Source organism: Pseudomonas sp. F01002 (assembly GCF_004402115.1).
GTDB lineage: Bacteria > Pseudomonadota > Gammaproteobacteria > Pseudomonadales > Pseudomonadaceae > Aquipseudomonas > Aquipseudomonas frigoris.
Genome location: NZ_SOPU01000011.1, coordinates 165,320 through 178,601 on the forward strand (window position 1 = coordinate 165,320; position 13,282 = coordinate 178,601).

Annotated in this window: 9 protein-coding genes; 5 read left to right on the forward strand and 4 right to left on the reverse strand. The window is 58.8% G+C overall.

The features are described 5' to 3' along the window. Positions 1-108 precede the first annotated feature (108 nt). On the reverse strand, positions 109-1,236 hold the full coding sequence (locus E3W21_RS06325; RefSeq protein ID WP_056739311.1) for a branched-chain amino acid ABC transporter substrate-binding protein: 1,128 nt from the start codon (positions 1,234-1,236) through the stop codon (positions 109-111). A 338-nt stretch (positions 1,237-1,574) separates the two neighbouring features. Here E3W21_RS06325 and E3W21_RS06330 point away from each other — a divergent pair, with 338 nt between their 5' ends. Next, positions 1,575-1,880: a DUF2288 domain-containing protein gene (locus E3W21_RS06330; protein WP_129441798.1), complete on the forward strand. Its 306-nt coding sequence runs from the start codon at positions 1,575-1,577 to the stop codon at positions 1,878-1,880. Positions 1,881-2,216: 336 nt separating this feature from the next. On the opposite strand, the gene E3W21_RS06335 is transcribed toward E3W21_RS06330, so the two are convergent. Further along, the gene (locus tag E3W21_RS06335; RefSeq protein ID WP_134418812.1) at positions 2,217-4,418 is read right to left on the reverse strand and encodes a hypothetical protein; all 2,202 of its coding nucleotides are present in this window, start codon (positions 4,416-4,418) and stop codon (positions 2,217-2,219) included. Between the two features lie 197 nt (positions 4,419-4,615). Between E3W21_RS06335 and E3W21_RS06340 the strand changes: the two genes are divergently transcribed. Continuing rightward, positions 4,616-5,512 (forward strand): NAD(P)-dependent oxidoreductase, encoded by an 897-nt coding sequence (locus E3W21_RS06340; protein ID WP_134418813.1) that lies wholly within the window; start codon positions 4,616-4,618, stop codon positions 5,510-5,512. Here E3W21_RS06340 and E3W21_RS06345 read toward each other — a convergent pair. Beyond that, entirely contained in the window at positions 5,403-7,685 is a 2,283-nt protein-coding gene (locus E3W21_RS06345; RefSeq protein ID WP_134418814.1) for a bifunctional diguanylate cyclase/phosphodiesterase, read from the reverse strand. The genes E3W21_RS06340 and E3W21_RS06345 overlap by 110 nt on opposite strands. Positions 7,686-7,973: 288 nt before the next feature. Between E3W21_RS06345 and E3W21_RS06350 the strand changes: the two genes are divergently transcribed. Then, on the forward strand, positions 7,974-9,323 hold the full coding sequence (locus E3W21_RS06350) for an MFS transporter (protein ID WP_129441804.1): 1,350 nt from the start codon (positions 7,974-7,976) through the stop codon (positions 9,321-9,323). A gap of 181 nt (positions 9,324-9,504) precedes the next feature. On the opposite strand, the gene rapA is transcribed toward E3W21_RS06350, so the two are convergent. Then, complete coding sequence (rapA, locus tag E3W21_RS06360; protein ID WP_134418816.1) at positions 9,505-12,351, reverse strand: RNA polymerase-associated protein RapA; 2,847 nt, start codon at positions 12,349-12,351, stop codon at positions 9,505-9,507. A gap of 252 nt (positions 12,352-12,603) precedes the next feature. Here rapA and E3W21_RS06365 point away from each other — a divergent pair, with 252 nt between their 5' ends. Beyond that, positions 12,604-12,945: an aspartate-semialdehyde dehydrogenase gene (locus E3W21_RS06365; RefSeq protein ID WP_095128015.1), complete on the forward strand. Its 342-nt coding sequence runs from the start codon at positions 12,604-12,606 to the stop codon at positions 12,943-12,945. Between the two features lie 100 nt (positions 12,946-13,045). Next, positions 13,046-13,207, forward strand: a complete 162-nt coding sequence (locus E3W21_RS31125) for a hypothetical protein (protein ID WP_095128014.1) — start codon at positions 13,046-13,048, stop codon at positions 13,205-13,207. The last annotated feature ends 75 nt before the right edge of the window (positions 13,208-13,282 follow it).

Here is a 13,282-nt window from a genome sequence, read left to right on the forward strand (position 1 = left end):
ATTTTCAGGTGGGGAGACTGGCGGATCACGCCAGCGCGGCCCAATACGTTCGTAAAACAAAGCCCACGGCACGCCGTGGGCTTTATTGGCAGTCAGTCAGGCAACGCCTTACTGAGGCTTGGCTTCAGTTTTAGGTTTGCCGAAGTGCCACTCGTAAACCACAAATTTGAAGTCTTTCAGGTCGCCCTTGGCGTCGAAGCTCAGGTCGCCAGTCGGGGTTTTGAATGTGCCGGCGTGGATAGCTTCAGCCACTTTGGCAGCGTCTTCGCTCTTGGCAGCCTTGATGCCGTCGGCAATCACGGTCACAGCCGAGTAGGCCGGGAACACGAACGGACCGCTCGGATCTTCTTTCTTGGCTTTGAACGCATCAGCCAGGGCGATGTTGGCCGGATCCTGGTCGAAGGATTTCGGCAGGGTTACCAGCAGACCTTCGGAAGCGTCTTTGGCAATCTGCGAAATGGAGTCGTTACCCACGCCTTCCGGACCCATGAACTTGGCTTTCAGGCCTTTTTCCTGTGCTTGACGCAGGATCAGACCCAGCTCCGGGTGGTAGCCGCCGTAGTAGACGAAGTCGACGTTGGCTTGCTTGAGCTTGGAGATCATCGAAGAGAAGTCTTTGTCGCCGGCGTTGATGCCTTCGAACACGGCAACCTTGACGTTTTTGCCTTCCAGGGTTTTCTTCACGGCGGTGGCGATGCCTTCACCGTATTGCTGTTTGTCGTGCAGAACAGCAACGATCTTCGGTTTTACGAAGTCGGCAATGTAGTTACCGGCGGCAGGGCCCTGGGCGCTGTCCAGACCGATGGTGCGGAACACCATTTTGTAACCACGGGAAGTGATGTCCGGGCTGGTGGCCGCCGGGGTGATCATGATCACGCCTTCGTCTTCGTAGATGTCCGAAGCCGGTTGGGTGGAGCTGGAGCACAGGTGACCGACCACGAACTTGACGCCGTCGTTGACGACTTTGTTCGCGACCGCTACCGCTTGTTTTGGATCACAGGCGTCATCGTATTCAACGGCTTCGAGTTTCTTGCCGTCTACGCCGCCTTTGGCGTTGATCTGTTCGATGGCCATTTTGGCGCCACTGAACTGCATGTCGCCGTATTGGGCTACAGGGCCGGTTTTAGGGCCGGCGATGCCGATCTTGATGGTGTCAGCTGCGAACGAATGGCTGGCAACCCCGGCCAGAACCATAGCGGCAAACAGTTTGGAAATCTGCTTAGTAGCCTTAGTCATAGTGCTCCACTCTTACTGTTGTAGTTTTTATAGTCCTGGCGCCGTAGCAGCAGAACCGGGTCAGATATCTTCGATATCCTCCGGAAAATGCCCCCGGCAACTGTACCGGTACAGTGTAGAGCGCCAATTGTTAGCCTGGGAAGCTGGCGCCAAGGGGCAAAACCTGAGGGTGTCGCTTTTTTGAAAGAAAAAGACAGAATGGCGGCGGGGGTTATAGCTGAAATATCAGCAATCCTTGGCTTTCCTGCTGTTTTCAATCAGTAACTCAATTGCATCCGGGTTTTTCTGCCAGACCACCAACGTTATGATGACGTCGATTTCTTTTCCGGACAGGACCCATGACTCAAGAACCTAGCACCCTCTATGCCAAGCTGCTTGGTGAAACCGCATCTATTACCTGGAAGGAGCTGGAGCCGTTCTTCGCCAAGGGTGCCCTATTGTGGGTCGACCCCGGTCTGGATTTGATTGCTGCAGCGCAGGCAGTGGCGACCGACGAAGGCGAGAAAGTGGCTGCCTGGCTGGCCGCCGACAAGGTCGCCAAGCTGTCTGAAACGCGGGCGCTGGATCTTTTCGAACGTGATCCGGAGCTGTGGGCAGTGGTCGTTTCGCCGTGGATTCTGATCCAGGAAAGGGCGACGAGCTGAAGGCTTGCACTCTATTGGTGCGCGGCTTTTTCGGGCAAAAGTGTGTAGCCGAGTAGCGTGATGGCATGTTGCCGTAGAGAAAGGCCACAGAAGGGTCTTGGCGAGGGTGACGTAAACGTAACGGGAACAGTTTATCGAGCAGCCTGATGGCTGCTTAATTGTTTCTGAATGTTGGGATTGGTGTCGGATGTGTAGACCGCTTTCGCGAGCAAGTCGAATCGTCGCACCGCCGCTCCCACATTTGATCGCATTCCTTCTGAAAAAATACGGTCAAAATGTGGGAGCGGCGGTGCGACGATTCGACTTGCTCGCGAATGGCCGCGACGCGGTTTTGTGTCAGACCGAGAACGTCTTGCCAGTATGGTTATTCAGCGAAATAACCTTGGTCTTGCCAATCCGGTGACGATAAATCTCGCGCAAGTACTTGATCGCCTTCTTCACGCAATCCCGGGACAGGCGAATGTCATTGATCGAGACGAACTTGTCTTTGTCATTGATCAACTCGCGGTACTTCTTCTCGTACATCGGTTTGATTGCGTACCAGTTGGTGTCGAGGATCTTCGCCGGGTTCTCGAACTCATTCAGCAGCTCGTCGATCCGGTCTTCGTCGAACTCTTCATTAATGATGAAGTCCAGGATCGAGTTATCCAGAGTCTCGTCGAAGCGGTACGGGTTTTTCGCGAAGCAACGCTTGATGAAGGCCACGATCAGCGTCAGGAAATCGTCCGACAGGCACGGGCTCTTGGCGATCAGGGTGGTCAACGACAGGTTGGCCGAGGCGCCGATGACCAGCGCATAACGCTTGAGCGTGGTGTTCGGGAACAGGCTGTTGAGGTGGGTCTTCAACCGGTTCAGGTCCATGTAGGACAGCTTGTAGTCCTTCGGCAACGAAACAATCGAGACCACCGACGAGCAGTTCTTGAAGAAGTGCAGGTCGTGCAAGGCGGCTGCGTCATACCCCGAATTCTTGTACTGCTCCAGCGAGGCGCGATAGCGCTTGGATTCGATCGGCAACAGGCTGATGCCTTCGATCGCCTGGGTCACTTTGTTGAAGTGCGGCAAGTCGATGGAGCGGAAGAACAGATCGTCGATGTTCAGGCGCTGCGGCTCTTTCTCGAACACCTTGAATTTGTCGCTGCTCGGCGGCGGGGTTTCCGGCACCACGGACTCGGCGTAGGCAATCGCTACGGGGCCTGCCAGGCTCATGAACAGGTCGTTGGCGTCGAGGCGAATGGTTTCGCCAATGTCGATGCCGGCGCGACGGAAATAGTTCTGGTCGTAGTCGGTGGTGACCGCTTGCGCCGTCAGAATGTTGAAGATCTGCTGTGAGATGTATTGGTTAGCGTGCTTTTCCATCGCATTGACGTCGATGTTCTGGATGTTGCCGTCATCGCTTTCTTCGGCGTAACGCATGATGTCGTTGGAGATCAGCATCATGGCGTTCCATGGGCGGATACGGCCCATGACACTGGCTTCGCTGCTGTCTTCGTTGGCGAAGTTGTAAGAGAAGTCCCACTCTTCCGACAGGTATTTGCACAGCAGGCGACCGGCGTTGATGTGCAGCGCCTCGGACATTTCGCTGCGGTGATCGGAAATGTTCGGCAACACGCAAATGCCGCTGGTGAAGATCGGCTCGAAGACGAAGGAATGACCGCTCTTGCCGTCGTGCTCGTCCATCGGCTTGGTGTCGAACGTCTTGTTCATGTACGAGTGCTGCTGGGCCAGGCCGAATTCCGAGGCCATGCCCGAACCGGTACCGCCGCCGGCACTGAAGATCGAGAAATACAGGCGCGACTGGTTGGCCTTGATCCCGCAGCTGTCGATCAGGTACGAGTGAATCATCTTCCAGTCAGGGCTGGAGAAACGCTGGGTGTCCTTGTTCAGGATGATCTTGGCCAGGTACTGACCGAGGATCGGCGCGTTACCGGCGCCACCGGCGTGGACTTCCGACAAGTCCATGATTTTCATTTTGCTGTAGTCGCGCAGGAAACCGCTTTTTTCGCCTTTGCGCGAGAAACGGATGCGGCCGGCGATGTCTTTGTCCAGGTCGCCGAGCATGACCAGCGGTTCTACCAGGAACACCGGTTTGGTGGCCTTGTTCGGCCCCAGACGCAGGTTGTTGCGAATCCACTGTGCCGGGCTGTAGCCCTTTTCGGCGAAGCGCTTGTCCGGCGACAGGCGATCTTCGTTGTTGAATTCGTTGAGGTAGAACTTGCGGGCGTTGTACACCAGCTCGGCGACGTCCAGCGCGATGTTCGAGCCGCAGCGGCCCAGGCCGATCAGGCACACCGACGGGAATTCCTGATCGCTGTGCTGTTCGCTGTCACCGTCCAGATGCGGTGGGCGCGGGAACACCATGTCGCGCAGGCCGTCGAGGTTATCGAGGATGCGGTCGGTATTGGTTTCGGTGAAGTACAGGTATTGCTGAGTCGATAACGGGCGCGATGGCGTCAATGGCTTCGACGGTGCAGGGCTGTTCGCCGCGGGGCTCAACGTCAGATCGGATATCGCAGTGGCCGGATTGTTTTTAGAAGTCATTGTGCGCCATGTACCTGGGCTGGTTGGTTGAGCGACACGATGTCGTCGAACCATCACGGATGGGATCTTGCGTCTTTTTTCAGCGCGTATTTGGCCCAAGCGTCAGGGCCTTGGCCTGAGCATCGCTCGGGGGAATCCTTTCCTAAGTCATGATGAATCGGCCAATATTCGATGATCTTTAATCAAAAGGAGGCCAAATGATGGCAGCGTTACCTTCACTCGGGTTTGCCGGGGTCGGCCTGATGGGCTTGCCGATGTGCCGTCGACTGCTGGCAGCGGGTTATCCGCTGACGGTGTGGAACCGCAATCCAGCCAAGTGCGCGCCGCTGGTCGAGGCCGGTGCACGACAGGTCGCCACGCCGGCTGAGCTGTGTCAGCACGCTGACGTGGTGATGCTGTGCCTGGCGGACACCTCGGTGGTTCGCGAGGTGGTGTTTGGCCCGGCCGGGGTTGCGGAGGGTGAGAAAAGCGGTCAACTGCTGGTGGATTTTTCCAGCCTGGAACCTACCGCGACGCGGGAAATGGCGACAGCGCTGGTCAGCCAAACCGGCATGAGCTGGCTGGATGCACCCGTGTCCGGCGGAGTGGTCGGTGCCGAGGCCGGCAGCCTGGCGATCATGGTGGGCGGTGAAACGGCGGATCTTGAGCGCGTCAGGCCTGTGCTGTTGAGCCTCGGCCAGCGCGTGACCCACATGGGCGCCGTCGGAGCGGGGCAGGTGACCAAGGCTTGTAATCAGATGATCGTCGCCTGCAACGCGCTGGTGATCGCCGAAGTGGTGGCGTTGGCCGAGCGTTCCGGGGTCGACGCCCGTCTGATCGCCGAGGCGCTGGCCGGTGGCTTCGCCGATTCAAAGCCGTTGCAGATCCTGGGTCCGCAAATGGCCGACAGCCGTTTCGAACCGGTGAAATGGCATGTGCGCACGTTGCTCAAGGACCTCGATACCGCGGTGAAGTTTTCCCGTGAGCAAGGCTCGGCCACGCCGATCAGTGGACTGGCCGCACAATTGATGCGCCTGCATGGGAGCCAGGGATTCCTGGAAAAAGATCCGTCGACGCTAGTGCAGTTGTACCGCGAGCCAGACTCAAAGGGCTGACAGTGTGCGAGTGCTTGCGCTGGTTGATTTCGCTCAGCACGGGACGCAATTGCGCGAGCGGTACCGGACGACTGAGCAAGTAGCCCTGCACGAAGTCGCAGCCGTTACGCTCCAGAAACTCGTATTGCTCAAGGGTTTCGACGCCTTCGGTCACCACCTGCAAATGCAGCGTGTGGGCCATGACGATGATCGCTTGAACGATTTCCATGTCCTGGGTGGCCTTGGGAATGTCCTGAATGAACGAGCGGTCGATCTTCAGCGTATTGAGTGGTAGGCGCTTGAGGTAGGCCAGAGAGGAATAACCGGTGCCGAAGTCGTCAATCGACAGCGAAACGCCGAGGGCGCGAATCTGGCGCAGCAACACCGCCGTGTTGGCGATGTTGCCCATCAAGGCGTTCTCGGTCACTTCCAGTTCCAGCCGCTGCGGCGCCACTCCGGCGCGCCGCAGTGCCTGTTCGATTTCATCGGCCAATTCTTCGCGCGCCAGGTTCAGGGGCGAGCAGTTCACGGCGATGTGGAGTTCTTCGCAACCCTGACGCGACAACTCGCCCAGATCCTCACAGGCTTTGCGCAGGACCCAGTGGTCCAGTTCGGCGATCAGGCCGTTGGCCTCGGCGATGGCAATGAACCGGTCCGGTGCCAGCAGTCCGTGAACCGGATGTTGCCAGCGGATCAGCGCTTCAAGCTTGCTGACTTGGCCGGTTTTCAGGTCGTAGATCGGTTGGTAATAGAGCATCAGCCCGGTGTTTTCGCGCAGGGCGTGGCGCAGTTCTTCTTCGAGTTGCAGTTCCAGCGTTGCGCGGGTTTTCAGGTCTTCGCTGAAGAAATTCAGGCCATTGCGTCCGCTGTCCTTGGACTGATACAGCGCCAGGTCAGCGTTTTTCAGCAACTCTTCACAGGTCTTGCCATCTTGCGGAAACAAGCTGATGCCGATACTGGTGGTCATGACCATGCGCCGCCCGGACAGCTCGATGGGCTCCTTCATTTTCGCCATGATGCGCTGGGCCATGTGCCGCGCTTCCTCACGATCATGCAGGCCGATGAGGATGCAAAACTCGTCGCCTCCGAAGCGCGCAACCACATCGTCGTGGCTGCGCACCGAACACTTTATGTGGTTGGCCAGGACTTTGAGCAATTCGTCGCCGGCATCATGGCCGAGGCTGTCGTTGATTCGCTTGAAATGGTCGATGTCCAGGAACAGCACCGCCAGCATGCCGCCTTCGTTGGTTTTCTCGATTAGTTTCTCGGCAAAAATCTGGTTGAAGCCACGGCGGTTGATCAGGTTGGTCAGGGGGTCGTAATGCGCCACCTGTTGTAATGACATCCTCGCCTGGTCCAGTTGACTGAGCAGGGCGTTGACCCGCTGCAAGTCGCACTCCTTGTTTTGCAGCTTCTTGTCGGCCAGTGCTGCGCTGATGCTGCTGCCGATGATCAGCAGCGTCATGATCGCCACCGTCAGACCCAGTTGCAGATGATTGTTTACGCCGGGCAGCGGCTGGAGGCTGTCGGCGGGCAGCACCAGATGGAAGGCGGCCATGCCGGTGAAGTGCATGCTGATGATGCCCGCCCCGAGCACCAGACTGGCGCTGTATTTGAGCAGTTGGTGGAACAGCCCGGTGCCGTCGCGCAGATGACTTGATATCAGCAGGGCTGCAAGGCTGGCACCGATGGCGATCACAATGGAGAGGGCGAATAGCGCTGGTTGGTAATAGGCCATCGCACTCGAACGCATGGCGGTCATGCCCACGTAATGCATGGTGGCAATGCCCAGGCCAATGCAGATCGAAGCCTGGAGATATTGCCAAAAACTCAGGCGGGGATGACTGAGAGCATGCATGGCCAGCCACGAGGCGAGCAGGGCGATCAACAGAGAAAGAAGGGTGATGGGCAATTCATATTGAATGTCGATCGGAGCCTGAAACGCTAGCATGCCAATGAAGTGCATGGCCCAGATCCCGCCCGCCAGGCAACCGGCGCCGACCCAGCGCCAGAGCCGCTGCGAGGCGGGTTTTTCCACGTGACCGACCCGTTCGGCCATGTCCAATGTGGCAAAGCTGCCGACACAGGCGACCAAATACGCCAGCAGTACCAGAAAAGGGTCATGTGTGCAGTTGAGTATTACCTGGCCGTTCGCCGTCAGCTCGGTAATGAAATGCAAACCAAGCCACTCCATAGCATGCCCCATTGTCATCCTGGCTGGCGCCATGAACGCTGGCGAATGCTTTGGAGTATAGAAGGCATGTTTAGAGTGCAAACGATAGTGGCACATCGGCCCTAACCATTTTGGAATCAGCGTTAGAGCGTTTGGAAATAAAAGTTGTATCAGCTGCGACATCCTCCATGGGCGGATATCAGCTTTACAAATAATGACAGACAGCTCTGGCGGGCCTGACTAGATTGCAGGTTCCGGGCTCGGATGCGTTGGCAGTGAAGCCCCAATAACAATAAAAGAGACGGACCCATGCAGAACTCGACCCAAGCGGCGAATGCCTGGCGCATTCTGTTCCTGCTGTTCCTGGCGAACCTGTTCAACTTCTTCGATCGCACCATTCCGGCCATCATCATCGAACCGATACGCATGGAATGGCACCTCAGCGACTTTCAGCTGGGGATCATCGGTACTGCATTCACCCTCGTTTATGCCATTGCCGGCCTGCCTCTCGGACGGATGGCCGATACCGGTTCACGCAGTAAATTGATGGGCTGGGGCCTGGCGGCGTGGAGCGGGCTGACAGCGGTCAACGGACTGGTGGGGAGTTTCTGGGCTTTCCTGATCGTGCGCATGGGCATCGGCATCGGTGAAGCCAGTTACGCACCGGCCGCCAACTCGCTGATCGGCGACCTGTTCCCGGCCCACCGTCGGGCGCGGGCGATGGGTATCTTCATGCTGGGGCTGCCGTTGGGGTTGCTGTTGGCGTTCTTCACCATCGGCGCGATGGTCAAGGCGTTCGACAGCTGGCGCGCGCCGTTCTTTATCGCGGCAGTGCCGGGGCTGATCCTGGCGGTCTTCATGTTCTTTATCAAGGAACCGAAACGCGGCGCCGCAGAGAGTGTGCAAGTCTCGCAGGAGCGCGTAGACCGGCCGATCCGTCGGGTGCTGGCGGTGCCGACTTTCCTGTGGCTGGTGATGGCGGGGCTGTGCTTCAACTTCGCCACGTATGCCTGCAACTCGTTTCTGGTGCCGATGCTGCAGCGCTATTTCCTGATGCCGCTGCAGGAAGCGGCAGTGGCGACCGGGGTGATCGTCGGCGTGACCGGGTTGTTCGGCCTGACACTGGGCGGTTGGGTGGCTGACAAGATTCACCAGCGGGTGGCCAATGGGCGACTGCTGTTTGCCGCGTTCAGCTTGATCATCTCGACCTTGTGCACCGCTTGGGCGCTGCATTCCGGGCGGATCGAGATCGGGGTATTTGTGGCGGTGTTCAGTGTGGGCTGGTTGTTTGCCTACAACTTCTACACCTGCGTTTATACCGCCATTCAGGACGTAGTCGAGCCGCGCTTGCGGGCCACGGCCATGGCGCTGTTCTTTGCCGGATTGTATTTGCTGGGTGGCGGTTTGGGGCCGGTGGTGGTGGGCGCATTGTCCGACCACTTTGCGCATACGGCGATGCTCTCGGCCGGTGCTGAACAGATGACCGAGGCGTTCAAGGCTGTCGGCTTGCATGACGCGATGTATTTGATCCCGGTGGCGCTATTTTTCACCATGGTGTTTCTGTTCCTGGCTTCACGGTGTTTTGTGCGTGATGCCAAGCGGATGAAGGAAGGGTTGGTGGCGGTGGTTGAGCCTGTGGGGGCTGCGGTGACTGCATGATAGCCTTCGCGAGCAAGCCCGCTCCCACAGTTGACCGAGTTCATTCAGGAGAAATGCGGTCGAATGTGGGAGCTAGCTTGCTCGCGAAGAGGCCATCAGCAGCACAGCAACAATCAAGCAGACAAAAAAAGGCCCGCATCACTGCGGGCCTTCTTTGTTTTAGCGGGGCAGAGCAGGGGACTTAACCCGCCACCAACACCCGAATCGCTTCCAGTCGCAGCGCAGCCTTGTCGAGCATGGCCAGGCCTTGCTCGCGTTGTTTGCGCAAGGCAACCAGTTCGCTGTCACGCACGGTCGGGTTGACCGCTTGCAACGCGGTCAGGCGCGCCAGTTCTTCGTCGGTGTCGGCGGCCAGACGACGCTGCGCCTCAGCCACGCGCTCGGCGTGACGCGGGAAGATCTTCTCTTCGCCGGCGTTGATCCGTGGCGTCAGTTGATCACGCTGGGCCTGGATGAACTTGTTAGCGCTGGCACGCGGCACGCTTTCCAGCTGATCGTTAAGAGTTTCGAACGACACACGGGCCGACAGGTCGTTGCCATTGGCATCGAGCAGGCAGCGCAGGGCGGCCGGTGGCAGGTAACGGCCCAGTTGCAGCGAGCGCGGGGCAACCACTTCACTGACGTAGAGCAGTTCCAGCAACACGGTGCCAGGTTTCAGCGCCTTGTTCTTGATCAGCGCCACGGCGGTGTTGCCCATGGAACCGGACAAGACCAGATCCATGCCGCCCTGAACCATCGGGTGTTCCCAGGTGATGAACTGCATGTCTTCGCGAGACAGCGCCTGGTTGCGGTCGTAAGTGATGGTCACGCCTTCGTCGTCGCCCAGCGGGAAGCTGGCGTCGAGCATTTTTTCGCTCGGCTTGAGGATCAGCGCGTTTTCCGAGTGGTCTTCGCTGTCGATGCCGAAGGCGTCGAACAGGGTTTCCATATAGATCGGCAGGGCGAACTGATCGTCTTGCTCGAGGATGTCCTCGACCAGCGCATCACCTTCGCCAGCGCCGCCGGAGTTGAGTTCCAGCAAGCGGTCGCGGCCGGTGTGCAGCTCGGCTTCCAGACGCTCGCGCTCGGCGCGGGCTTCGTCGATCAGTGCTTGCCACTCGCCGTCATCGGCGTTTTCCAGCAGCGGCAGCAGGCGCGGGCCGAACTGATGCTGCAAGGCATTGCCGGTTGGGCAGGTGTTGAGGAACGCGTTCAGCGCTTCGTGGTACCACTGGAACAGACGCTCTTGCGGGCTGGTTTCCAGGTACGGCACGTGCAGTTCGATGATGTGCTTCTGGCCGATCCGGTCCAGACGACCGATACGCTGCTCGAGCAGGTCCGGGTGCGAGGGCAGATCGAACAGCACCAGGTGGTGCGAGAACTGGAAGTTACGACCTTCACTGCCGATTTCCGAGCAGATCAGCACTTGCGCGCCAAATTCTTCGTCGGCGAAGTAGGCGGCGGCGCGGTCACGCTCGAGGATGTTCATGCCTTCGTGGAAAACCGTGGCTGGAATGCCGGAACGCACGCGCAGGGCGTCTTCCAGGTCCATGGCGGTTTCAGCGTGGGCGCAGATCACCAGCACTTTGGTGCGCTTGAGCATCTTCAGCGTGTCGATCAGCCACTCGACGCGCGGGTCGAATTTCCACCAGCGTTCTTCTTCGTTGGCGTCCGGCTGGGCCTGGAAGCTGACTTCCGGGTACAGCTCGGCGTGATCGCCCAACGGCAGTTCGAGGTATTCGTCGGGGCATGGCAGCGGGTACGGATGCAGCTTGCGCTCCGGGAAACCCTGCACGGCGGCGCGGGTGTTGCGGAACAGCACGCGGCCGGTGCCGTGGCGGTCGAGCAGTTCGCGGACCAGGCGGGCGCTGGCTTCGGTGTCGCCATCGTTGACCGCAGTCAGCAAGGCTTCGCCTTCGTTACCGAGGAACCCGTGGATGGTTTTGTGCGCTTCAGGCGACAGGCGCCCCTTGTCCAGCAACTCCTGGACGGCTTCGGCCACCGGGCGATAGTTTTCGCTCTCGGCGCGGAAGGCGTGCAGGTCATGGAAACGGTTCGGGTCAAGCAGGCGCAGACGCGCAAAGTGGCTGTCCTGGCCCAGTTGTTCCGGGGTTGCAGTCAGCAGCAAAACGCCGGGAATGACTTCGGCCAGTTGCTCAACCAGCGAGTATTCCGGGCTGGCCTTGTCTTCGTGCCACACCAGGTGGTGGGCTTCGTCGACGACCATCATGTCCCAACCGGCGGCGAACAGCGCGTCCTGGGCCTTCTCGTCTTCTACCAGCCACTCGAGTGCAACCAGCGCGAGCTGGGTGTCTTCGAACGGGTTGGCGGCATCGCTTTCGATGAAGCGTTCTTCGTCGAACAGTGCGACTTGCAGGTTGAAGCGACGGCGCATCTCCACCAGCCACTGGTGCTGCAGGTTCTCCGGAACCAGGATCAGCACGCGGTTGGCGCGGCCCGAGAGCAGTTGGCGATGGATCACCAGACCGGCTTCGATGGTTTTACCCAGACCCACTTCGTCTGCCAGCAAAACCCGCGGCGCAATGCGGTCGGCGACTTCACGGGCGATGTGCAGCTGGTGCGCTATCGGTTGCGCACGCACGCCACCGAGGCCCCAAAGCGCGGACTGCAATTGGCGGCTGGTGTGTTCCAGGGTGTTGTATCGCAGGGAGAACCAGGCCAGCGGGTCGATCTGCCCGGCGAACAAACGATCGCTGGCCAGACGGAACTGAATGAAGTTCGACAGTTGGGTTTCCGGCAGGGTAACCACTTCGTTATGCCCGTTGAGGCCGTGGTAAACCAGCAGGCCGTCGACGTCGTCGACTTCTTGTACGGTCAGTTTCCAGCCTTCGAAGTGAGTGATCGAGTCACCCGGCGAAAACCGCACGCGGGTGAGGGGCGCATTCCGTAGCGCGTACTGGCGAGTCTCGCCAGTGGCCGGGTAGAGCACGGTCAACAAGCGGCCGTCCTGTGCCAGAACGGTGCCTAAACCCAGCTCGGCTTCGCTGTCACTGATCCAGCGTTGCCCCGGTTGATACTGCTGCGCCATGCTGCCTGACTCCCACCTTGAAAAAGCGGGCTATCTTAACGGAATCGGCCCTCCAGACCAAAAGGTTTACGGCATAGAAGCTGCCGAAGGCTGCGATCTTTTGATCTTGGGGAACGCTTGAGTTCTATGTTGTCCGATAAAGATCGCAGCCTGCGGTAGCTCCTACAAGTGCCAAACGGGTCACAGTTTGCGACCGATGGCTCAAGTCGGCATCCCCGCAGCCGACAGACTGCTGACAGGAGACTAATAATTATGCTTCCACCGATGCTCCCCTTGAGTGCCGTGCCAATCACCTCACAGCAGGATCCGATTCGCCAGCGGCCGGATATTCCCCCCGTGGTGCCGGTGCAGGAAAGCTCCAACGAAAGCACCATCGACCTGCAACAGCGCGATCCGGAAGAGGCGGCGTTTCAGCTGCGCGAGGAACAGCGCCGCAAGCAGGAACAGCAAAGGCGCCGCCGCGAAGCGGATGAAGATCCCGAAGAGCACCTGGCGATTCCCGGTGACGAGCTCAATGCCGACAATACTGTACCAGTGGCGCCATTGATGGAAGATCAGCCACGGCAGGGTTTGTGGGTCGATATCCAGATTTGAGGTCACGGCTGGTCAGCGCTGCCATCAGACCGCATTATTGGCACATCCTTGCCTGCAAATGCGGCAACTGAATTTCATTCCAAGCGATGCACTGAGCACCATGAGCCAAGACGACAAGCTGATCGACCTCAACGCCGAACGCGCCAAGCGGGTTCATGACCTTAATGAAAAGCGCCTGAACGAAGTGCGCCAGGCGTTCGAGCACGCCATGCCGTTGGGTAAAGCGAAGAAGAAGCCGAAGAACAAACCGAAAAAGCGTTGAAACACCCTGCATCGGTTGATGCTGGTCAGTTATTTCTCCTCCTTTACGCCCAGTCTCGGGCGACATTGATCCCGG